We start from the raw sequence: 23239 nt of genomic DNA, 5'->3' as shown, positions 1-23239 counted from the left end.
GTCACCAGTTGATGTCGACGCAGAGCACTTGCAGCCCCTGCTTTGCCGGGGTGGCGATGGACGCCGTCACGCACAAGTGCGCTTCGTTGATCGACAGATACGGCGGGGTGAAATGCACTTCGCCCGGTTCGCGCATCGCCTCGATGAAGTAGGGACGCCGTGCCCAGTTCGCGCCTTGCGAATGCAGCAGCGGCCGGAAGCGCTTGGCGCGTTGCGACGAATGATTGTTCGGCAGCACGTTGTCGCCGATCTGGCGGCCAGCGGCGTCGAGCAAGAAGCAACGTGCGGCGTCGGGCAACGCCAGCAAGTCGTGCGCCGCTTCCTTGATATCCATCCCTTGTGCGATGCGAGCGGCTGCGGCTTCGATGCCTGCGACGTACGGCGCAAGACGCGCGTGCTCGGCACGCTCGCGTTCCACCAACTGGGTGCGTAGTGCGCCGGAGAGCGCGTCCATGCGCTCGGCGGCGACCTTCGACGGCACCGGATCGACATCGGGCGCAGCGAAGTATTGCCCCTGCACGAAGTCGACGTTGCACTCCAGTGCGATCAGCGCTTCGCGATCCGCCGTCAGGCCGCCCATCATCACCAACTGGCCGGACTCGTGCAGTAGCGACACCAGCCCGGGCAGCACCCGTGCCAGATGCGATTGCTCGGTGGCCTGCGCAAGAATGCCGCGATCGAGCACCACGATATCGGGACGCAGATCCCACACACGGTCGATGTTCGAGTGCTTGGCGCCGAAACCGCCCAAGGCAATCAGGAAGCCCGCTTTGCGCAGGCTGCCGACGATAGCGCCGAAGCGGGGCGTATCCCCGCCGGCTTGCTCGGGTACTTCAAGGACCACGCGTTGGGGCGAGAGTCCGATGGCTTTGAGCGTGGCAATGAGGGCGTCGCCGTAGACCGTGTCCATGAGAGCCGCCGGATGCAGGTTCAAAAAGAGCCAAGCGTCGCGGCTGTCGAATTCGTGGAAGTTGCCCAGATGCAGCGATTCGGCGAGTCGACCGAGTTCGAGCATGTCGCCGTGGCGGGCGGCGAGCGTGAAGACTTCGTGCGAGGGCACGTGGCGACCTTCGGCATCATGCGCGCGCAGCGACGCGTGATACCCGATAGCGCGGCGGTGCGACACGGAGAAGACCGGCTGGAAGACGCTGCAAATGGTGAAGTCGCCGTAAATAACGATACGGCGGCCATCTTCCGCCGCAGTCAGGCGGGGCGGCAGCAAGCCGGGGGCGTCGAGGTCGATCATGCTCATGGTGTGGACAGTCGCGGGAGCGGCAATGTTATTTACAGAATAGATGAGCAAGAACCGTGCTCAAAGGCCGCCCGCGCATTGCCTCGCCGAGCCGGCGCTATTGTCCGTGATTTTCGGCCCGCGATGTGCCGCTCCGCACCAGCGTGTGGCGCAGCAGCACCAAGCTGGGGCGGGCAGCGTCCGCCCCGTCGTCCTGCCGCGTTGCTCCTCATTAAGGCTGAAGCCGTTGCGCCCGCAGCGCCACGCGGGCGAGCAACAGCGCGCAGATCACATTGAAGATGTGCAGGCCGCCCGGGCCGACCAGCGTCATAAACAGCGATGCGATCACCGGACCGAGAATCCCACCCACCGAGAAAAGAATCAGCAGCGTGGCGCTGACGACCACACGTTGCTCAGGCGCAGTTCGGTCGTTCACATGCGAAACGATCAGGCCGTATTGCGTGAAATTGGCTGCCGAGAACAGGAACATCAGCAGGAAGACGAGCCAGTGCGCCTGAATGACGATCAGCGGTGCGCAGAACGCCGCCGACGCGAACGCCAGCCGGCGCGAGAGCGTACGACGGTCCATGCGATCGGAAAGTCGGCCAATGGGCCATTGCATGAGCAGGGCACCGAACAGCGCTACGCCCATGAGCGTGGAGAGACTGCCGATCGACAGGCCGATACGCGTCAGATAGATCGGCACGATGGCGTAGAACGCGCTGTAGAGAAAGCCCGCGAGAATGCAGCCCGGAATCGCAATGGGCGTTGCGCGCGCCATCTCGGCGATGCCGTCGAACAGGCTCATCGCGGGTTGCTTCACGAGCCGTTCGTCGGCCACGCGCGTGGGCCAGCCTTGCATGAGCGTGATGGGCAGAATGGCCGCGACGAACAACCCAGCGACGAGCAGCAATTGGCCTTCGCTGCCCGCTTCGCCGACGTTGAGCAGAAACTGCCCGGCCCCCACGGCGAGGTAGTTGATGGTGAGGTACGAGCCGAACACGCGCCCACGCATCGTGTTGGGCACCGACCCGTTGAGCCAGCTCTCGACGGTGGTGTACACGCCCATGAGCGCGAGGCCCGTGCCCAGACGCATTAGACACAGCATGAGCGTGGTTTCGCTCACGGCAAAGCCCATCACGAACAACGCGGCGAGTGCGGCAAACGCGACGAACGCGCGATGCTGTCCGATGCGCTCGATGAGCGAGCGGTTGTAGAACGCGCCGAGCAGAAAGCCGCCGTAGTAGCACGACTGAATCACGCCGACGGTAAACGTCGACGCGCCGTACTGCAGCGCGTGAAAAGGAATGGCGGTCGCGAACAGGCCGTTGCCGACGACCAGCACGCCGTAGGCAAGCAAAATGCCCATGAGCGCGGGGTAGACGCTGATGGGCAGGGGCACGGCATCGGCCGGTGCCGGTCCGGGGGCGGGCGACGGCGCGCTAAGCAGCGCGCCTTCCGAGAGCGGGCCGGGACGGTCGGGTTCGTCCTCCGGGAGCGGGGTTTCGAGCGACGGATCTCGCTGCATCGTGTCTCGTGGGCAGGTGAGCGATACCCTGAATCATCGCACGAGATCACGCGCAGCGGCCCGCTAGTGTTCCGCAACCCCCGCGCCGTGCCACACATGCTGGCGGCGCTTTTTGCTCGCGATCCACGCGGCAGACAGCGCGCTGATCAACCCCGCACACAGCACGTAGATACAGATCATCCACGGCTCGCCACCGTTCTTTTGCAGCAGGTAGGTCGCGATGATCGGGCTCAGTCCGCTCGCGAAGATGCCCGAGAACTGGTAGACGAACGAGATGCCGGTGTAGCGAACCTTGGCGTCGAACAGCTCGGAGAACAGTGCGGCCTCCGGGCCATAGATCGAGGCGTAGATCACGCCGAGCGGAATCACGATGGCCAGCCAGACGAGGAACACGTTGCCGCCGCTGGCCTTCATCAGCCAGAACCCGCCGAACGATGAGAGGCCGGTCAGCAGCGAGCCCCAGAAGTAGATGCGCGTGCGGCCGATGCGGTCGGAGAGTTTGCCGAAGAACGGAATCGTGAAGATCATCACGAACGCCGCCGCCATCACCCCCATCAGCGCTTCGGTCTGCGAAAGCTTCAGCGTCTGCGTCAGGTAGGCGATGGAGAACACGCCGAAGATGTTGAAGAACACGCCGTCGATGAAGCGTGCGCCCATCCCGGCGAGCACATTGCCGGGGTTCTTGGTGAGCACCTCGGCAATCGGCATCTTGATCTCGGTGCCCGCCTTCTTGATCTTCGTGAACTCGGGCGTCTCCATCACGTTCAGGCGAATGTACATGCCGATGGCGACCAGGCCGACCGAGAGGAAGAACGCGACACGCCAGCCCCAGGCGAGGAACTGTGCGTTGGTCAGCGTGTAAGACAGGAGCGCGACAACACCTGAAGCAAGACACAGCCCCAGCGCCAACCCGACTTGCGGAATGCTCGCGTAATAGCCGCGTTTCTCCTTCGGCGCATATTCGAACGCCATCAACACGGCGCCGCCCCATTCGCCACCCAGCCCGATCCCTTGCAGCACGCGCAGGAAAAGCAGCAAGCAGGGTGCCCACAGGCCAATTTGCGCGAAGGTCGGCACCATGCCGATAAGCATGGTTGCCACACCCATGATCGAGAGCGTCATCACGAGCATGCTCTTGCGCCCGAGCTTGTCGCCGAAGTGGCCGAAGATCACGCCACCGAGCGGGCGACTCAGAAAGCCTACGGCGAATGTGCCGTAAGCGAGCATGGTCGAGACGAGCGGGTCGCCGCTCGGGAAATACAGTTTGTTGAAGACGATGCCGGCGACGACGCCGTATAGGAAAAAGTCGTACCACTCGATGGTGGCGCCGATCAGGCTGGCGACGACGACACGGCGCATCTGCCGGGCGTCGGTCTGAGTCGATGCATTCATGGTTGTCTCCGAATCTTGTAATGTTGTGTGCCGTTACCAATGACTAGACTGCGACCGCTGTCGATGCATTTGCTGCTGTTCTTGCGCCGTGCTCGGTGCGGATCTCCTCGGTATCCGATGCCTGCCGTCTGTCTTCGAGAATCATGTCCGCCGCCTTCTCCGCGATCATGATCGTCGGGGCATTGGTGTTGCCCGACACCAGCTCCGGCATGATCGAGGCGTCCACCACGCGCAGCCCGGCGAGGCCGTGCACGCGCAGCCGGTCGTCAACCACCGCCATGGCGTCGTGTCCCATCTTGCAAGTGCCCGCCGGGTGATAAATCGACTGGCTGTACTGGCGCGCGGCTTGCAGCAACTCGTCGTCGCTCTGGTACTGCGCGCCGGGAATGAATTCGCTGATGATGTGCGGCGCGAGCGATGGGGCGGCGGCGATACGACGTGCCACCTTGATGCCGTCGATGACGACCCGATGGTCGCGCGCGTCCGAGAGATAGTTGGCGTGAATCGCCGGATATTGCAGCGGGTCGTTCGACACGATCTCGACACTGCCTCGGCTGAACGGCCGCAACTGACAGACCGACGACGTGAACGCCGAGAACGGATGGGCGCCTTGTCCGGGTTTGTCCGCCGAGAGTGGCTGCATGTGGAACTGAATGTCAGGGCGCTCGACCTCGGGACGCGAGCGCGTGAAGATCGTCACCTGACTGGCCGCCAGCGTGAGTGGGCCGGTGCGTGCGAATGCGTATTGCAAGCCGATGAGGACTTTGCGCAGCGGATTGTTCACCTCGTCGTTCAGCGTGCGCTCACGCGTTTTGAAGACGAGCCGCACTTGCAGGTGATCTTGCAAGTTCTGCCCGACACCGGGCAGCGCATGACGCAGCGCCACGCCCGCTTTGGCCAGCACCGTCGTCGGCCCCACGCCGGAGTTCTGCAACAACTGCGGTGAGCCGATGGCGCCCGCAGCGAGGATGACTTCAACACGCGCGCGGGCTTTCTTGCGCTCGCCGTTTTGCAAATACTCGACGCCCACTGCGCGCTTGCCTTCGAAGAGCACGCGGCAGGTCTGCGCACGCGTCTCGACGATGAGGTTGCGACGCTCCCGTGCGGGCTTCAGAAAGCCCTTCGCCGTACTCCAGCGAAAGCCGCGAAATGCCGTCTGCTGAAAGTAGCCGACGCCTTCTTGCGTGGCCCCGTTGTAGTCGGCGTTAAACGGAATGCCAATGTCTTGTGCCGCAGCGATGAAGTGGTCGGCGATGGGGCGGCGCAGCCGCAAGTCGGACACTTTCAGCGGACCCCCTGCGCCGTGATAGTCGCTCGCGCCGTGTTCCTGATCTTCCGATTTCTTGAAGTAGGGCAGTACGTCGGCATAGCGCCAACCGCGATTGCCCAGCGTGGCCCAGCGGTCGTAATCCTGACGTTGGCCGCGCACATAAAGCAGGCCGTTTAGCGAACTGGAACCGCCGAGTACTTTGCCGCGCGGCCAGTCGATACGGCGATTGGCGACGTTCTCGTCGGCTTCGGTGCGATAGCACCAGTCGAGCTCCGGGTCGTGCATCGTCTTGAAATAACCGACCGGAACGTGAATCCACGGATTGCTATCTGGACCGCCGGCTTCGAGCAGTAACACCTTGTTCACGGGGTCTGCGCTCAGCCGGTTGGCGAGCACGCAGCCTGCCGAGCCCGCGCCAACGATCAGATAGTCGACCTCATGTTCCATACCGCCTGTCTCCTGCTTTTGTTCGTCCACCGCCGTGCGATCGGGATGAAACGATTCGTTTCGGATTGTTTCGATTCAATGTCGGCGAGCGTCTGGCAAATGCCAAGCGAAAAAGCGCGCGCAACGGGAAACTGAAACGGAATTCGTCGATGGCGGTTCAGAACGCGGCAATTGCTGCGGCGCATCTGCGGGGTTTCACTAGGGGTAGGGGCGGCGCTGGTCCGAGCGGACTTACGTGATCGTTGTTTGCCAAATGTCACGCAAACCGGGGTAATCCCGGGGCTGATGGTAATCAAATAATTGGTATATTTTGTTTCTTTTATTTTGATGATCGGGTGCGAGGAGGCGCGATGCGCGAGACAGGCACGCTGGACGAACTGGACATTCGCGCGAGCGAAGAGGCGCGTAACCTGCGGGCACTGGCGATCATCGAGCGTCTGGCCATCGCCGGGCAGCCTTATACGCTTTCGCAACTGGCCACGCGCCTGTCGATCCCCAAGGCCACGCTCATGCGGCTGATCGAGGCGCTGGAGTTGTGCGGCTATGTAGCGCATGTGCCCGATTCGCGCGGCTCGGAGCGCGGGCTGTCCCTGGGGCCTCGTGCGGCGCGGCTGGCGTTGGTGACGCTGGCGAATAACAACTTCACACGCGCAGCACGCTCGTTGTTGCGCGCGCTGGTCGATCGCGTGGGCGAGACCGTCAACCTGACGGCGCTCGACGGCGATGAAGTGCTTTACATCGAACGCGTGGAAACCAGCGAACCGCTACGCATGCAGATGCACCCGGGCATGCGTGTGCCGTTGCATTGCACGGCGAGCGGCAAGTTGTTTCTGTCGCAGATGCCGTTGGCCGAGCGGCGCGCGGTGCTCTCGCGTTTGACGCTCAAACGGATGACCCCACGCACGATCACGGACACCAGTTTGCTCGACGCGGAGCTTGATCGACTTGCCGCACGCGGCATCGGCATCGACAACGAAGAGTTCGTGCGCGGCATGGTGGCCGTCGGTGTGCCGGTGCGCGCGCCCGACGATGGACACGTGCGCGCGGTACTGGCCGTGCATGGCCCGACCGCACGCGTGACGTTGGAGGAATTGCTGGGGCTGGTGCCGACGCTGCGCGAGACGGCGACGGCGCTCGTACCGCTACTCGACTGGCAGCGCACGAGCAAGACAGAGGCGTTGGCGAAGAAGGCCGACGCGGAGAGGGTCTGATTGGGCAATGTGCCCGGCGGCACACGCCCGCACGGCAATCAGAACGTTCTGGCGAGTTCCTTGGCGGCTTCTTGCAAGCGAGGCACGAACTCCATCGCTTTCGACAGCGACGTGCGCGACACCGGTGCGTGCACAGCGATGGCGGCGATGCACTGACCGTCTTCCTTCATCACCGGCGCCGCGACGCAGGCGATGCCCAGCACAAACTCCTCGTTATCGACAGCAATGCCCTTATGGGCGATGCGGTCGAGTTCGCTCTCGAGCAGTTCGGGATCGGTCAGCGTGTTGGGCGTGAAGCGTTGCAGCTTCATGGCACGCAGGAGCGCAGCACGCTGTTCGCGCGGCATCATGGCGAGCAGCAGTTTGCCGCTGGCGCTGCTGTGCGCGGGCACGTGCGAACCGGGTTTGAGATCGAGGCGCAGCGGCCACGGCGCTTCCATGCGGTCGAGATAGAGCACTTCCGTCTCGTGGAGCATCGTGAGGTTGCAGGTCTCGCCGAGGTCGGCGACCAGGCGGCCGAGAATGGCGTGGCGCATGCGGCGCGCCCCCGCCTGCATCATCACGCCCAGACTCAGTTGGGCGAGACGCGGGCCAATCACATAGGCGTTTTTCTGACCGGGCTCACGAATCACGAGACCACCGGCTTCGAGCGAGCCGAGCATGCGATGCAGCGATGCCTTGGGCATCTGGATGTCGTGCGCCATGTCCGCGAGCGAGACCGGGGCGTCAGCGGCCACCAGATATTCCAGTAAGGCGAACGCCCGCAGGGTCGGGGTGTCGGCCTTGCCGTCTACCGAGGAGTCGCTCTTGGTCGCTGCGTCGTTCATATGCGCCGTTCCGGAAAATGGATCAGCGGTATTGTACCCAAACGGGTGGTCGAACGGCATTGGCAGGGTCCGATGCGTTTCAGTTCGCTCGAATGTAGACGACGCTATCGCGTGCGTCAATTGCTAATTTTATTTTTCGGAACAAATTGTTTCTAAAAATATTTAGCGATATGATGCCGAAAATGAAAGCCCGGTGGCGCGGTACAGGAGACGAACGCGATGCAAAGCCAGAATCAAACCCCCAGCCAGACGATGCCAGAGCACCCCGACCATTGGGTCGATGCGCGCAGCGTGTTCGGCATCGATGTCGATCTGAAGGTGCCTGCTTACCGCGAGCGCGACGATCATGTCCCTGAGATCGACGCGGCGTATCGGTTCAACGCCGATGTGACGCTCGCCATCCTCGCGGGCTTCATGAACAACCGGCGCGTGATGGTGCAGGGGATGCACGGCACGGGCAAATCGACACATATCGAACAAGTCGCCGCGCGCCTGAATTGGCCGTGCGTGCGTGTGAATCTCGACGGCCATATCAGCCGCCTCGATCTCGTCGGCAAAGACGCCATCGTCGTGCGCGACGGTTATCAAGTCACCGAGTTTCAAGAAGGCATCGTGCCGTGGGCGTTGCAACGCCCTGTGGCGCTGATCTTCGATGAATACGACGCGGGCCGCCCCGACGTGATGTTCGTGATCCAGCGCATTCTCGAGCGCGAGGGCAAATTCACGCTGCTCGATCAGAACCGCGTGATTCACCCGCACCCGGGGTTTCGCATGTTCGCAACGACGAACACCGTCGGTCTTGGCAATTTGAATGGCCTGTATCACGGCACGCAGGTACTCAATCACGCGCAGATCGATCGCTGGAACGTGGTCGCCACGCTCAACTATCTGTCCCGTGAAGACGAGGCAGGCATCGTGTTGGCGCGCGTTCCGGAGTTGGGTACAGACGCCGGGCGCACGTTGATCGATTCGATGGTCAGCGTCGCGGAACTCACGCGCAAAGGCTTCGCCACCGGTGATCTGTCGACGCTGATGTCGCCGCGCACGGTCATCAACTGGGCCGAGAACGTGGGCATCTTCCGCGACCCCGGGTTGGCGTTCCGGCTGACGTTCTTGAATAAGTGCGACGAAGCCGAGCGGCCCATCGTCGCCGAGTACTACCAGCGCGCATTTGGTCACGAGTTGCCGTTCGACGACGGTGCACGCTCGTTGCTGGCCGATGCGTCATGACGATCTCCGATCGCGAAGCTGCCCGTCGTGCCGCGCGCGGCGAGGCGCTGTGCGCGGCCACCGTGCGCGCACTGACCGGCGACGCGGCGCTTCACTACAGCGGCTCGCGGTTGTGTCGGAACATGCGTCCGCTGCCGCTGCATGCGCCGCATCTGCAAACCCTGCCGACGCCCCACGACCCGTTCCGCTCGCTACGCGGTGCGGCCGATGGCGCGGCACTGCGACTGCGTCACAGCGATGCAGCGTTGCATCGCAGCCTGCTGCCCGAAGCGTCGCTGGAGCGGCTGCTATTCGAGCTCCTCGAACAGCTGCGCTGCGAAACCTTCGTGCCGCCTGGCATGCCGGGCATCGCAAAGAACCTGCGCGAGCGTTTCGAAGCCTGGTCGCGGGCGATGCACGAGACGGGGGTGGCCGACAGTCATGTCGGATTGTTGCTCTACACCGTCGCACAAATGAGTTGGTCGCGGCTGACGACTTACCCGGTGATCGAAGAGACGGAAGGGCTCATCGAAGCCACGCGCATGGCCATCGCACCGCGTATCGGCGGCGCGTTGGCGGGCATGCGCCGCACGCGGGCCGATCAGGCCGCGTTTGCCGTATACGCCCGCGAATTGGCCGCCGAGATCGCTGCCATGATCCGCTCGGCGAGCGGCGAGGCGGCCGATGCCGCCCCCAAGGATGAGGAAGACCAAAAGGGTGTCCGCAACGCGTTTTCGCTGTTTCTCGACTTCGACGAGAAGGAAGAAGACGGCATCACGCTCGCCCACTCGGGCGACAGCCGTGTGCTGAAGGCGTCGGATCAGGGCTATCGGGTCTTTACGACGCGCTACGACCGCGAGGTGTACGCGGGCGCACTGGTGCGCCGCGCATTGCTCACCGAATTTCGCGAACGACTCGACGAGCGCATCGTTGCGCAGGCGATCAACGTGCCGCGTCTCGCACGTGCGCTGAAAGCTGCGCTAGCGGTCCCGCAGCGCGACGGCTGGTCGTTCGGCGAAGAGCAGGGGCGTATCGATGGCCGACGGCTGGCGCAACTGGTCAGCTCGCCAGCGGAGCGCCGTCTCTTCCGACTGGAAAAGCACACGCTCATCGCCGAATCGATGGTGAGTTTTCTGATCGATTGCTCGGGTTCGATGAAGGCGCAGATCGAGTCGGTCGGCATGATTGTCGACGTGCTCTCCCGCGCACTCGATGCCGCTGGCGTGACCAACGAAATTCTCGGTTTCACGACCGGCGCGTGGAATGGCGGACGTGCACGCACTGACTGGCTGGCGCGTGGCAAGCCGTCGTTTCCGGGGCGGCTGAACGAAGTCTCGCACCTGATCTTTAAAGACGCGGTGACGAGTTGGCGGCGCGCGCGTACGGATATCGCCTCGCTCTTCAAAGCGGACCTGTTTCGCGAAGGTGTCGATGGCGAAGCGGTGACGTGGGCCTGCGAGCGGCTGCGCTCGCGTGTGGCGAACCGTCGCCTGCTGATCGTGATCTCCGACGGCAGCCCGATGGATGCCGCGACGAATCAAGTCAACGACGAACACTATCTCGATCACCATCTGCGCGAGGTCGTGGCGCAGCAGCAAGCGCGCGGCGACGTGGAAGTGCTTGGCCTTGGCGTCGGACTCGATCTAAGCCCGTACTATCGCAACTCGCTGGCACTCGATCTCACTGCGCCGCCCGACATGACGATGTTCGCCAAACTGGTGGATTGGATCGGCAGCGGCGGGCGACGCGGGCATTGATTACAGCATGTGGAGCAGGGCGCTAATCATCAGATGAGCGCCCAACAGCATCAGCGTGATAAAGGCGATGCGCCGCGTGGTGACGCCCGAGAGCGGCGGCGGATGGCTGCGGCCAAGCACCGTCGCCAACGCCACAATAGGCAGCGCCATCGCCGCTTGCCACCACACCGGCGCAGGCAGTTGGCCTGCAAAGGCACTGTAGATCGTGCGAATCGATGCGGTCACGGCGAACAGCAGAATCAGTGCGCACCGGATTTGCACCAGCGTGAGCGGTTGCCGATAGAAATAGAAGATCAACGGCGGCCCGGAGATGCCAAACATCCCACTAAGCAGCCCACCGAAAATACCGCTGTAGAAGAATCCTTTATCGCCTGACCGTTCGGTTTTCGGTGCCGGTCGCAGCGCTGACCCGATGCCGCCATAAAGCACGGCGGCACCCAGCAGCAGATGCAGAAAATTCGACGCCATGCCGTTGAGATAGTCGAACAGCAACACGCCGATGACAACCGAGGGAATGATGCCGAGTGTGGCCGCGCCTACTGCGCGCCAATCGATGTGATGCCACGTGCCGGGCAGTGCGAGGGCGCTATTGATGAGCGTGACCAGACTCACCAGAATCGCCACGCTCGCGACGGGCGCCAGCCCAAAGCCGCTGGCACCACCGAGCACGATCATGCCGAGACCGAAGCCGGTCACCGTTTGAAAATACGTCGCGAAGCCGAGCAGAAGCAGTAACGGCAGCGCGGATAGGACCGACGATAGCGTCATGCCGTCATGCGGCGGCTACCGGTGCTGCCGTGCTGGCGAGGCGAGCCTGCGCGGCCTGCGCCTGCACGCACGTGACGCCGATCACGTAATAGATATCGTCCGCACTACAGCCGCGCGAGAGGTCGTTCGCGGGGCGATTCAGCCCTTGCAGCAACGGCCCGATGGCCTTGGCACCGCCGATGCGTTCCGCGAGCTTGTAGCCGATATTCCCGGCGTCGAGGCTCGGGAAGATCAACGTGTTCGCATGGCCTTCCACTTGCGAATGCGGCACTTTGCGTTGCGCGATTTCGGAGACGATGGCGGCGTCGAGTTGCACGTCACCGTCGATCGCGAGGTGCGGGCGCGCTGCTTTCACGAGGGTCGTGGCTTCGACCACCTTGTCGACGGCCGCGTGCTTGGCGCTGCCGCTGGTGGAGAACGACAACATCGCCACGCGCGGTGGTTCCATCAGCAATGCTTGCGCGCTGTCCGCAGCGGCCATGGCGATTTGCGCCAATTGCGCCGCGTCAGGATCGACCACCAGTGCGCAGTCGGAAAAGATCAACCCGCCCTTCATCGTGTGAAACGGCTCGCAGAGCATCATCAGGAAGAAGCTCGACACGAGTTGGAACGACGGCTGCACGCCAACCAGTTGAATGGCCATACGAACCACGTCGGCGGTGGTGTTGACCGCGCCGGCCACCGACCCGTCGGCATGACCGCAGCGCAGCATCATGTTGGCGAAGCCCAGTGGCGTGCGCATCTCGATCGACGCCTGCTCTCGCGTGATGCCTTTCTTCTCGCGCATGGCAAACCATGTGCGGGCAAATTCTTCGGACAACGGCGACGTCACCGGATCGATCACTTGCATGCCAGCAAGGTCGATGCCTGCGTTGTCCGCCGCTTGCAACGTCTTGTTGATATCGCCAACGAGCACGATGCGGGCGATGCCCTCGCGCGTGGCGCGGGCAGCGGCCTCAAGCACCCGGAGGTCTTCCGACTCGCACAGCACGATGCGCTGGGGGGCGCTGCGCGCTGTGTCGAGAATGCGGTTGATGGCTTTCATGATGTCGAATCCAGAAAAAAAGCGCCCCCGGCACCCACAGAGCCGGGAGCGCTATCACACCGCTAACAGCAGACGATCAGACGTAGTCCTTGTACTTGTCGAGCATACGCACCGGCTTCGAGAGCGCGTCGCGGCGGAACGGATCGCCCAGCTCGCGGGTACACATGATTTCGATGATGGTCGTCTTGCCGTGATTCATTTGCAGATCGATAGCCTTCTTGAGCGCCGGGCCGACATCTTCCAGGCGATCGACCACGATGCCTTCCGCGCCCATGGCTTTGGCGATACCGGCGAAGCTGGCCGTTTCCAGTTCACCTGCGACGAAGCGGCGGTTGTAGAAGTCCACTTGGTTCTTCTTCTCCGCGCCCCATTGGCGGTTGTGGAACACCACGGCCGTGACCGGAATGTTGTGGCGCACGCACGTGAGCGTTTCCATCAGGCTCATGCCCCAGGCGCCGTCACCGGCGTACGAGATCGCGGGGCGGTGCGGTGCTGCCACCTTCGCGCCGATGATCGTCGGGAACGCGTAACCGCAATTGCCCCAGCTCATCGCGGCGAAGAAGCTGCGCGGCTTGTTAAAGCGCAGGTAGCTGTTAGCCACCGAGTTGATGTTGCCGATGTCGGTCGAGACCATCACGTCTTCCGGCATGGCCTTCTCGAGTTCGCGCAGGACCTGACGCGGGTGCAGATACGTGCCGCCGTTGAACGTGCGCTCCTTCGACTGCTCTTCGATCATGTCGAGGCTGTACGGATCGCGCTCGTGGGTCCACTCGTCCAGTTCCTTCTCCCACGCGGCCTTTTCCGTAGCAATTTGGTCGGCGCGAGCACCGCGCGTCGCGTCGCAAGCGAGCGTGCGTTCTGCCAGACGCTGCGACAACGCGACGGCTGCTGCCTTCGCATCGCCGCAGATACCGACCGAGATCTTCTTCACGAGGCCGAGCATCTTGTGATCGGCATCGATCTGGATGATCTTGGCGTTCTTCGGCCAGTAGTCGAGACCGTGTTGCGGCAGCGTGCCGAACGGTCCGAGGCGCGAGCCGAGCGCGACGACCACGTCGGCTTGGGCGAGCAGCTTCATCGCTGCCTTCGAGCCCTGATAGCCGAGCGGGCCGCACCACAGCGGATGGTTAGCCGGGAACGAGTCGTTGTGCAGGTAGCTATTGACGACCGGTGCACCCAGACGCTCGGCGAGTGCCTTGCATTCCTCGATCGCGTCGGCCATGACCACGCCGCCGCCCGAGATGATGACCGGGAACTTGGCCTGTGCCAGCAGTTCGGCCGCTTCGTTCAGGCGTTCTTCGCCACCGGCACCGCGGTCAAGGCGTTGCGGTTGCGGAATCTCGGCCTTGATCTGGCCGTAGAAGTAGTCGCGCGGAATATTGAGTTGCGTCGGGCCCATTTCGGCCATGGCGCGGTCGAAGCAGCGGCCCGTGAATTCCGCCATGCGAGCCGGGTGCGTCACGTGACCTTGGTACTTCGTGAATTCCTGGAACATCGGCAGTTGCTTCGCTTCCTGGAAGCCACCGAGGCCGATACCCATCGTGCCCGCTTCCGGCGTCACGATCACGACCGGGCTGTGCGCCCAGTAAGCGGCGGCAATGGCCGTCACGCAGTTACTGATGCCGGGGCCGTTCTGGCCGATCACGACACCATGGCGGCCCGACACGCGAGCATAGCCGTCGGCCATGTGACCCGCGCCTTGCTCGTGCACGACCGGAATCAGACGAATACCGGCGGGCGCGAAGATATCCATCGCATCCATAAAGGCCGAGCCCATGATGCCGAACATCTCGCTTACGCCGTTGGCAACCATCGTTTCGACAAACGCCTCGGACGGCGTCATGGTCTGCGGGCCGGCGTCCGTGGCCGTGAGTTGCTGGGTGGCCGTAGCCGGGTCTTTGGCGTTCATGGTGTCTCCAGTGAAAAATAAACGGAACAAATAATTCCGATTTCGTTGCGTAAGTGGAAATCTAGGTGATTCACTCGCCTCGGTCAATCGGTATTTTTATTTTTTGGTATGTTTTGTATTGAAAAATGCAACGAAAAATCTTGAGCGATAGTGTCGAGCCGGTGCTCACTGCACGCCGAAAGAAAAAATGCCCCGGCAGGCGGGGCGGAAAACCTGGCGTCTAGGGCCTGTCAGAACGCCGGGCGATCTTTGCGGAACGCGTTTTTCACTTCGATCTTGCCGTCGCGCAGCGTGAAGACGTCGACCATGCGCGCCTCGACGCGCGTGCCGTCGGCCTTGGTGCCGCGAAACGTCGATTCGGATACGCCGCGATTGCCGCTCACGAAGTGCTCGCCCTCAGTCCACGACGCGTCGGGGAAGTTTTCCCACGCCGATTGGAAAGCGGCGCGCACGGCCTCGCGGCCCTCGAACGTGCGGCCCATCATGTCGGGGCCAGCGACGGCGTGAAACACACACGTGTCGGTCATGCAGGCCATGAGGGCCTCGATGTCGTGCCGGTTCCAGGCGTCGTTGAAAGTCGCAAGCAACTGGATGTCGGCGGAAGTGTTCGGTGTCGTCATTGATAAGTCCAAAAGCAAGTGAAACGGATGAGGCGGATGAAACACGGCGCGTGACGCATCAACGCGCTTCGTCTTGTGCGTGATAGCGTTGATATAGGAAGCGCTGGCCGATACGGCGGAACGGCGCGAAGCCTTGCCATTGCACCGTGCCGAACACGTTCGGATATTGCAGCGCGGAGTCGTAAATCGGCAGGCTCCACGACGGATCGCGCTCACCGGCAATGCGTTGTGCAAGACGGCGTCCGGCATGGGCCGAGAACGACACGCCGTTGCCGCCGTAACCCACGGCATAGAACAGGCTCTGGCGCGGATCGGGTTGCGTCACGCGCGGCATCATGTCGTGACTGACGTCGACCCAGCCCCACCACGAGTAATCCACGCGAATGCCGCGCAGCGCGGGGAATTTGCGATGCAGTCCTTCGACCAGCACCGCCATATGTTTCGGATTTTGCGCATCGGCCCCGGTGATCGAACTGCGACTGCCGATTTGCAACCGGTTGTCGGGCAACAGGCGGTAGTAATAGCGGAGCGTGCGCGTGTCGGTGATGACTTCGTGCGTGCGGAAGTTGGTCGCGGCAAGCTCTTCAGGCGTAAGCACACGCGTGACGAGCGAGTTCGAGAGGATCGGCATGATCTTCGAGCGCAACGCTTTCGTCACATCGTTGCGGGTGTAGCCACCCGTCGCAAAAGCGACCGCCTTGGCACGCACCACACCGCGCGGCGTGCGCACGTGATGCACGCCGTTGATCGTCTCGACGCTTAGCACGGGCGTGGACGGATGCACGCGGGCACCGAGCGCACGCGCCATGCGCAAATAGCCGAATGCGAGCTTGAGCGGGTGCACGCCGATGCCGTCCGGCTCGTGCAGTGCGCCGCAATTCTCCTGATCGTCGACGTATTGCTCGCTCACTTCCTCGCGCGAAAGAATGCGTGTGTCGTAACCGAACACGTCGCGCATCACTTTGGCTTCGTTGCGCAGGAAGTCCATCTTGCGCTCGCGGTGGGCAATGTAGAGATGGCCGCCCGGTTGCGGGTCGCACGAGGGCACTTCGGCGATCAGCGACTTGAACGTGTCGAAGCCTTCGCGAATTTCGGCATCGAGCTTCAGTGCGGTTTCTTTGCCCCAGCGCTCGATCCATTGCGAGCGATAGAGACGTCCGCTGGCGTTCTGGCCTTGTCCGCCGTTGCGGCTGGTGCAGCCCCAGCAGGTGCGGTTCGCTTCGAGCACCGTCGCGCGGATGCCGTGTTCGCGAGCGAGAAAGAGTGCCGTGGATAAGCCCGTGAAGCCAGCACCGACGATCACCACATCGACGTCGGCATCGCCGGGTAACGGGCCATCGTCTTCGGGCGGATCGCCTGCGGTGGCGACCCAGTAGGTCGGTGCGTAATCCATGCCGAGTCCCGGGTTTGCCGAGACGAGCGGATCGTAAAGCGGATCGTATGGCGCAGCTTCGGAGCGACGATCCAGCGCGAAGGAATCAATCGTACCCACGGTAGGCTCCTGAGGAAATGAGCCCATACTGCCAAGAACAATTTCCGCGCATTAGTACCACCGGCGCTTTGTGATGGTGCCAGCGAAAAGCACCGTCGGCACAACCGCAGCGCATCGTCGCTGGTCCACGAAAATCACACCGCTGGCACCACACGTTTCTGCGATGTGGCTCTAAACTTCATGATTTTTGGCTGTAGATACTGGGGCCAGCTCACCCTAATTCCGGGCTCGCGAACGTGTTCTACCGGCTGGCTGGCAAGGCGCTCGCAGCGCCGCTTGGTCGCTCCAAGCAAGCTGCGGGCAACGCCGCCAGACGGCCGGTAGGGCACGTTCCCTCTGGGTTGCCCACCCAAAGGGGCGATCGCTGCGTCACGACCCTCGCGAATATTCCCGATATTCACTTCGGCTCATTCCTTGCGCTCGCCCCTTTGGCCGGGCAACGCGAGCCCGGAATTAGGGTGAACTGGCCCCAGGCCAGACAAATGGCCCCAGGGTCAGACAAATGGCCGCAGAGCATCGCTCGATGACGTGGCCAAGGCGTCGCCAGCCACACTGGCGCACTGCTGCCGAACAACGTGTCGCGTGCCGGAGACAGGACATGCTCAGATTGTTGATTGGACTTGGTTTGCCGTATCTCGGGGTCGTCGGGCTGCTGCCGTGGGCGGCATCCGTCGACCGGTATGTGCTTGGCGTGCCGTTTATCTACGGCTGGATCTTCCTCTGGTTCGTACTCACCTCGGGTTGCCTGTATCTGTGCTGGACGCTCTTCGACCGCCATCAAGTCGAAGATCCCGCCTGACGAGCTATCTCGGCTCACCCGTCACCCCTTTAGTTCGCTACGAGCCTTTCGGAGATTGCGTCGATGGCTACTCTCATTTTTGCCGGCTTCATTTTGTTGTCGGTCTATCTCGCATTGCGAGCGCGCGGTGGCCGCGGGCCGCAGAGCATGCACGACTTCTTCGTGGCTTCGCGCCAGTTCGGCGCGTGGCTCGTGTTCTTTCTCGCTGCGGGCGAGATTTACAGCATTGGCACAATGGTCGGTTTTCCCGGCGGCATCTACGCCAAGGGGCCGACGTATGGTGTGTGGTTCCTCGGCTACATCCTGCTGGCCTACCCGGTCGGGTATTTCCTCGGACCGAAAATCTGGGACGCGGGCAAGCGCTACAACGCGATCACGCTGCCTGATCTGTTCAAGGGACACTTCAACAGCCGCTTTCTCGAACTGGTGGTCGCAGTGACCGCCATCGTGTTCCTGCTGCCCTGGGGCCAGTTGCAATTCACCGGACTGGTCGCGGCGCTCAAGGGGCTGGGCTGGAACTTTCAACCGCTGTGGCTGATTTCGTTCTCCGCGCTGCTCGCGTTTATCTACATCGCGATTGCCGGCGTGCGTGCCTCGGCGTATATCGCTGTGCTCAAAGACATCCTGATGGTCGCTGCGATTGTCATCACCGGTGTCGCCGTGGCGTGGGAGGCGGGTGTAACGCCTGTGTTCCAAGCCGCGAGCCAGCATGTGAGCAACGCGATGAGTACGCAGCAACTCACGTTCGCGATGACGACCATCGTGTTCCAGTCGCTAGGCATGTACGTGATGCCGTTTGGCGTGCAGAACTTCTTCACGGCAAAGAGCGCCAGCACGATTCGCCGCACGCAAGTCGCCATGCCGTTGTACATGCTGATGTATCCGTTTCTTGTGCTCGCTTCGTACTACGCCATTAGCCAGAATATCCAGCTGAGCTCGCCGAACGAAGCGTTCTTCGCCGCCGTGACGCAACTGCTGCCGCCGTGGCTCGTGGGGTTGGTGGCCGCTGGCGCCGCACTCTCGGGGTTGCTCGTGCTCGCCGGTATTTGCCTTGCACTGGGCCCGATCGTGACGCGAAACATCTTGTCGGGAATGCCGGAGCATCGTCAGAAGACCAGCTCGAAGGTCGTGATCGTGCTGTATCTGCTCGGCTCTATCGTGCTGACGCTGCTCACGCCGAACCTGATGCTCACGCTCATCAACATGGCCTACTACGGCGTGACGCAATTCCTGCCGGGCGTGATCGCCGTGGTGTTCCGTTTGCGCGTTCGTGCAACAGCGGTCGCCGCCGGGGTGCTCGCAGGACAAGGGCTCGCACTCGTGCTTTACTTCAAGAACCCCGACCTGGGCGGCGTGAACCTCGGGCTGATCTGCCTGATCGTCAACGTCGTCGTCATGGCGGTGCTTCATCTGATTCTCGGCGGCAGTCGCGAGCGTGCGATGGGGCCGGCCGTAGGGACGCTTTCCACTTACAAGAAGTCGTAATGACAGACAGAGACAGCAAGGCAGTACCCGCGAGCGACGTGCGTGTTTTCGCGGCACGCAAGATTCTGACGATGAACCCGGCGCAACCGGTTGCCACGCACGTCGCCGTGCGCGACGGCCGGATTCTGGCGGTCGGCAGCTTGGACGACATACGCCGCTGGACCGACGTGGCACCCGACGAGTCGCTGCGCGACAAGGTGCTGATGCCTGGTCTGGTCGAAGGGCATTGCCACCTGATGGAAGGCGCGATGTGGGATGCCGTCTACGTGGGCTACTACGACCGGCGCGGGCCAGATGGTCATTTGTGGGAGGGGTTGAAGACACCCGCTGCCGTCATCGAGCGGCTGCGTGAAGCGGAGCGTCAGCTGACGGACGATCACAAGCCTTTGCTCGCTTGGGGCTACGACCCGATCTTCTTCGAGGGCACGCCGCTGGTCGCGCGCGACATCGATACGATCTCGATCACGCGGCCCATCGCGATTCTGCATGCCAGCGTGCACCTGATGAATGTGAACACGGCGATGCTCGAACTGGCGGGTATCGACGGCGACACCGACGTTGAAGGCGTCGTGATGGGGGGCGACGGCGAGCCGACGGGCGAGTTGCAGGAGTTCGCGGCGATGTTCCCTGTGTATCGCGTGATCGGTGAAGGCTTGTCGATTGCCGCCAGCGAGAGCCCACGCGCGATCTGGAATTTCGGACGCGTCGCGCAGCTCGCTGGTGTGACCACGGCCACCGACCTCGTCAACGATCTGACCGAGACCGGTAACGCCAATCTGCATGAAATCACTGCCGACCCGGCGTATCCCATCCGCATCGTGCCCGCGTTCGCGCCGCAACGATGCCCGGAAGGCGGCCCGCAACGGGTGCTGAACGCACGCGAATGCAATACCGACAAGTTGCATTACGGGCCGGTGAAGTTCATCGTCGACGGCTCGATTCAGGGCTTTACCGCGCGCGTGCGCTGGCCGGGGTATTTCAATGGCAAGCCCAACGGCCTTTGGCTGATTCCGCCATCGCAACTGGTCGACACGTTCATGCCGTTCCATGCGGCAGGTTTGCAGATGCATATCCACACGAATGGCGATGAAGCGACCGAGGTGGTGCTCGACGCCATCGAAACGCTGCTCGAGCGCCATCCGCGCGTGGACCATCGTCATACATTGCAGCACTGCCAGATGGCCGATGTGGCGCAACTCACGCGCGCGCAACGACTAGGCATGTGCGTCAACTTCTTCGCCAACCATGTGTATTACTGGGGCGATGCGCATTACCACCAGACGATGGGTCCAGATCGCGCGAATCGCATGGATGCCGCCGAGCTGGCCCGACAACTCGGGCTGCCGTTCGCCTTGCATTCGGACGCACCGATCACGCAACTCAACCCGCTGTTCACCGCATGGTGCGCAGCGAAGCGAGAGACGTCGTCAGGGCGAATTCTCGGCGAGTCGCTGCGTCTGCCGGTGGCCGACGCTTTGCGTGCAGTGACGTTGGGCGCCGCGTTCTCGCTCGGGATGGATCACCTGATCGGCAGCATCGAAGTTGGCAAGTATGCAGATTTCGCTGTGCTCGATGCCGACCCGTTCGAGGTACCGATCGACGACCTGCGTCAGATGCCTGTCTGGGGCACTGTGCTGGGCGGTGAGGTGTTTCGCTCCCCCGCTTGATGGCCATCGCGATGAAAGAAACCCGCCCGCCGATTCCCATGATCGTGCTGGGTGGCTATCTCGGTGCGGGCAAGACGACGTTGGTCAATGCACTGCTGCGCAATGCCGACGGCTTGCGTGTGACCGTCCTCGTCAATGACTTCGGTTCGATCAACGTCGACGCTGCACTCATTCGTGAGCGCGGCGACGATGTGATCGGGCTGGAGAACGGCTGCGTGTGCTGCACCATCGGCGGGCGTCTCGTGGAGACGTTGCTGGCGCTCGGTGAGCGCGCGGACCGTCCCGACTTACTCGTGATCGAAGCGAGCGGTGTCTCCGATCCGGTGCGTATCGCGCAGGTCGGGTTGCTCGACCGGGCGTTCCGATTGCACGGCATCGTGGTCGCCGTCGACGTGGACGGTATCGACGACGTGCTGGACGATCGATACGTCGGCGATATCGCGCGCAAGCAAATCGAAGCCGCCAGCACGCTCGTGCTGACGAAGTCGGATCTCGTCAGCGATGAAAAGCTTCATGCGGTGAAACGTCGCTTGGCGTCACTGGGCGCGACACAGGTTGTCGTGACGGCTCAGGACGGTGTCGTGCCTGCCGCCGTTTTGATGCCTGACGACGAGATGACGATGCCCGCAGCAGCGGGGCGTTTTCCTTCTCGTGCAATACGTCCCGCCACCCAACCGCTACCGGCTGGTCTGCGCAGCTTCAACGTGGAAACGTCACAGGTCTTCGACCGCACCCAGTTGAAAGCCGCACTCGCGATGTACCCCGGTCAACTCTGGCGTGCCAAGGGCTTCGTCTCGCTGCAATCCGGTGTGATGACAGAGCTGCATGTCGTGGGCCGTCGCTCGATGCTGACCCGGCGCCCGGATATTCCTTCGCAATCGTCGGTGATTGTCATCATCGGCCTCTTCACTGACCAAGAGCGGCAGCATTTGACCCAAGCCCTTCACGACGCTTGCTGCTGACGTAACCGTCGTTTCTTAACGTTCCCTTTCGCTTCACTGAAAACAATACGGGCGGCAGAATCTGCCGCCCGTATCGATATTCACGCATCCGTGTACGCGATCAGATCTCGTAACCCGGGTCCGGTGAGCGCAGCTTGCGCCAGATCGAACGTACCGTGAACGCGACGAGCAGCACGGTTAGGCTGACGATGCCTAGCGCCAGCGGCGTGCGTTGATCGGGAATGAACGCCATCGCGCCGACGATCGACAGCATGCCGATAATGGCGACCCACGTGAGGTAGGGGAAGCACCACATACGCACCTTGAGCTTGCCCGGTGCTTCGCGCTCCAACCGCTTACGCAGACGCAACTGCGAGAACGCGATCAGCACGTAGACGAAGATCGCCACGGTGCCATACGAATTCACGAGAAACGCGAACACCGTGTCGGGTGACACATACGACATGACCACGGCGGCATAACCGAACAAGGTGCCCACGAGAATCGCGCGCACCGGCACGCCGCGCGAGTTGAGCTTGGCCAGCGAGCGGGGTGCATCGCCACGGCGCGTGAGCGCAAACAACATGCGCGACGACGCGTACAAGCCCGAGTTCAACGCGGATAACACGGCCGTGAGCACCACCGCATTCATGATGTGCGCCGCGGCTGGGATACGCATCGCTTCGAGCGCGCTCACGTACGGCGTGGCCATACCGGCCGAGTTCCAAGGCACGAGCATCACCACGAGCAGGATCGAGCCGATGTAGAAGAACAGCACGCGGCCGATCACAGAGTTCGTGGCACGTGCGACGGCCTGTTGCGGCTCGGCGGCTTCCGCAGCGGCAATCGTGACGATCTCCGCGCCGAAGTAGAAGCCTGTTGCCGCCACAGCCCCGGCCATCACTGGCCCAATACCGTTGGGCATAAAGCCGCCGTGCGAGAGCAGATGGCCGGTGCTGGCTACCGCGCCGGGCCACATGCCGAACACGAACAAGCCGCCGAGCAGCAGGAACACGACAATCGCCGCGACTTTGATCGACGCAAACCAGAATTCGAATTCACCGTACGATGCCACCGAAACGAGATTGGTCAGCGTCAGTACGACGAGCAGCACGAGGCTGATGGCCCACGCGGGAATGTCCGGCAGCCAGAACTGGATCAGGTTCGCACCCGCCACCGCTTCGACGGCGACCACGATCACCCAGAAGTACCAGTACATCCAGCCGGTCAGAAAACCCGCCAACTCACCGCCCACGGGCTTGTCGCTGAAGGCCATGCGGGCGTACTCGTAGAACGACCCGACGGCAGGCAATGCACACGCCATTTCGCCCAGCATGCGCATGACCAGCACGACGAGCGCACCGGTAATCAAAAACGACAGCACGGCGGCCGGACCTGCCGCGTGCACGACGACACCACTCCCGACAAAAAGACCTGCGCCGATCACGCCACCGAGCGCAATCATGCTCATGTGGCGCTGCTTCAGGCTCGAATGCAGCTTCGCACCGCTGTCATGACCGGCCATGGCGACCTCCCATGGGGCGTACGACGAAGCCGCTGTCGAGGATGAGAGAACGAACGTCGCTGGGGGAAGACGGGGAGAGTTCGGGGGAATGGAAATTACGGGGGGACGCGGCAAAA

The 23239-nt window shown here is 62.6% G+C and carries 18 protein-coding genes; 7 read left to right on the top strand and 11 right to left on the bottom strand.

Annotated elements, in window-relative coordinates; translation table 11 throughout:
• Position 1: 1 nt before the first annotated feature.
• The 4 genes from ACPWR9_RS01170 to ACPWR9_RS01155 form a co-directional block, all read right to left on the bottom strand.
• Positions 2 to 1252: a sensor domain-containing phosphodiesterase gene (locus ACPWR9_RS01170; RefSeq protein WP_426312480.1), complete on the bottom strand. Its 1251-nt coding sequence runs from the start codon at positions 1250 to 1252 to the stop codon at positions 2 to 4.
• 211 nt (positions 1253 to 1463) lie between these two features.
• Complete coding sequence (locus tag ACPWR9_RS01165; protein WP_426312479.1) at positions 1464 to 2759, bottom strand: MFS transporter; 1296 nt, start codon at positions 2757 to 2759, stop codon at positions 1464 to 1466.
• A gap of 63 nt (positions 2760 to 2822) precedes the next feature.
• The gene (locus tag ACPWR9_RS01160; protein ID WP_426312478.1) at positions 2823 to 4151 is read right to left on the bottom strand and encodes an MFS transporter; all 1329 of its coding nucleotides are present in this window, start codon (positions 4149 to 4151) and stop codon (positions 2823 to 2825) included.
• A 43-nt stretch (positions 4152 to 4194) separates the two neighbouring features.
• Positions 4195 to 5868 (bottom strand): GMC family oxidoreductase, encoded by a 1674-nt coding sequence (locus ACPWR9_RS01155; RefSeq protein ID WP_426312477.1) that lies wholly within the window; start codon positions 5866 to 5868, stop codon positions 4195 to 4197.
• Positions 5869 to 6218: 350 nt separating this feature from the next.
• Here ACPWR9_RS01155 and ACPWR9_RS01150 point away from each other — a divergent pair, with 350 nt between their 5' ends.
• Positions 6219 to 7079 carry an IclR family transcriptional regulator gene (locus ACPWR9_RS01150; protein ID WP_426312475.1) on the top strand — a complete coding sequence of 287 codons (861 nt, stop codon included), beginning with the start codon at positions 6219 to 6221 and terminating at the stop codon, positions 7077 to 7079.
• A gap of 38 nt (positions 7080 to 7117) precedes the next feature.
• Here ACPWR9_RS01150 and ACPWR9_RS01145 read toward each other — a convergent pair whose 3' ends face one another.
• On the bottom strand, positions 7118 to 7906 hold the full coding sequence (locus tag ACPWR9_RS01145) for an IclR family transcriptional regulator (RefSeq protein ID WP_426312473.1): 789 nt from the start codon (positions 7904 to 7906) through the stop codon (positions 7118 to 7120).
• Positions 7907 to 8158: 252 nt separating this feature from the next.
• Here ACPWR9_RS01145 and ACPWR9_RS01140 point away from each other — a divergent pair, with 252 nt between their 5' ends.
• Positions 8159 to 9136: an AAA family ATPase gene (locus ACPWR9_RS01140; protein WP_426312855.1), complete on the top strand. Its 978-nt coding sequence runs from the start codon at positions 8159 to 8161 to the stop codon at positions 9134 to 9136.
• Entirely contained in the window at positions 9133 to 10872 is a 1740-nt protein-coding gene (locus ACPWR9_RS01135; RefSeq protein ID WP_426312471.1) for a cobaltochelatase CobT-related protein, read from the top strand. The genes ACPWR9_RS01140 and ACPWR9_RS01135 overlap by 4 nt, the downstream gene beginning before the upstream one ends.
• Here the strand turns inward: ACPWR9_RS01135 and ACPWR9_RS01130 are convergent, their stop codons facing one another.
• The 5 genes from ACPWR9_RS01130 to ACPWR9_RS01110 all read right to left on the bottom strand — a co-directional run bounded on the left by ACPWR9_RS01130 (position 10873) and on the right by ACPWR9_RS01110 (position 16733).
• Positions 10873 to 11640 (bottom strand): TSUP family transporter, encoded by a 768-nt coding sequence (locus ACPWR9_RS01130; protein ID WP_426312469.1) that lies wholly within the window; start codon positions 11638 to 11640, stop codon positions 10873 to 10875. It lies immediately after the preceding gene.
• A gap of 4 nt (positions 11641 to 11644) precedes the next feature.
• Positions 11645 to 12685 carry a phosphate acetyltransferase gene (pta, locus tag ACPWR9_RS01125; RefSeq protein WP_426312467.1) on the bottom strand — a complete coding sequence of 347 codons (1041 nt, stop codon included), beginning with the start codon at positions 12683 to 12685 and terminating at the stop codon, positions 11645 to 11647.
• A 76-nt stretch (positions 12686 to 12761) separates the two neighbouring features.
• Positions 12762 to 14594 carry a sulfoacetaldehyde acetyltransferase gene (xsc, locus tag ACPWR9_RS01120; RefSeq protein ID WP_174988049.1) on the bottom strand — a complete coding sequence of 611 codons (1833 nt, stop codon included), beginning with the start codon at positions 14592 to 14594 and terminating at the stop codon, positions 12762 to 12764.
• A 230-nt stretch (positions 14595 to 14824) separates the two neighbouring features.
• A complete protein-coding gene (locus tag ACPWR9_RS01115) occupies positions 14825 to 15214 on the bottom strand; it encodes a nuclear transport factor 2 family protein (protein ID WP_426312465.1) in 390 nt (129 codons plus the stop codon).
• 58 nt (positions 15215 to 15272) lie between these two features.
• Entirely contained in the window at positions 15273 to 16733 is a 1461-nt protein-coding gene (locus ACPWR9_RS01110; RefSeq protein WP_426312463.1) for an NAD(P)/FAD-dependent oxidoreductase, read from the bottom strand.
• Between the two features lie 571 nt (positions 16734 to 17304).
• Here ACPWR9_RS01110 and ACPWR9_RS01105 point away from each other — a divergent pair.
• The 4 genes from ACPWR9_RS01105 (at position 17305) to ACPWR9_RS01090 (ending at position 21619) form a co-directional block, all read left to right on the top strand.
• Positions 17305 to 17505, top strand: coding sequence for a DUF3311 domain-containing protein (locus tag ACPWR9_RS01105; protein ID WP_426312461.1), 201 nt, complete (start codon positions 17305 to 17307; stop codon positions 17503 to 17505).
• 63 nt (positions 17506 to 17568) lie between these two features.
• Entirely contained in the window at positions 17569 to 18990 is a 1422-nt protein-coding gene (locus ACPWR9_RS01100) for a sodium:solute symporter family protein (RefSeq protein WP_426312459.1), read from the top strand.
• Positions 18990 to 20657, top strand: a complete 1668-nt coding sequence (locus ACPWR9_RS01095) for an amidohydrolase (RefSeq protein ID WP_426312456.1) — start codon at positions 18990 to 18992, stop codon at positions 20655 to 20657. The genes ACPWR9_RS01100 and ACPWR9_RS01095 overlap by 1 nt, the downstream gene beginning before the upstream one ends.
• Before the next feature lie 11 nt (positions 20658 to 20668).
• On the top strand, positions 20669 to 21619 hold the full coding sequence (locus tag ACPWR9_RS01090) for a CobW family GTP-binding protein (protein ID WP_426312454.1): 951 nt from the start codon (positions 20669 to 20671) through the stop codon (positions 21617 to 21619).
• 100 nt (positions 21620 to 21719) lie between these two features.
• Here ACPWR9_RS01090 and ACPWR9_RS01085 read toward each other — a convergent pair whose 3' ends face one another.
• Positions 21720 to 23123: an amino acid permease gene (locus ACPWR9_RS01085; RefSeq protein WP_426312452.1), complete on the bottom strand. Its 1404-nt coding sequence runs from the start codon at positions 23121 to 23123 to the stop codon at positions 21720 to 21722.
• Positions 23124 to 23239: the final 116 nt, after the last annotated feature.

The sequence above is a fragment of the Pandoraea pneumonica genome (assembly GCF_049918595.1).
In the GTDB taxonomy this organism is placed as follows: domain Bacteria; phylum Pseudomonadota; class Gammaproteobacteria; order Burkholderiales; family Burkholderiaceae; genus Pandoraea; species Pandoraea pneumonica_A.
Note: the sequence above shows the minus strand (reverse complement) of the source record. Positions and strands in the feature narration are given on the sequence as shown.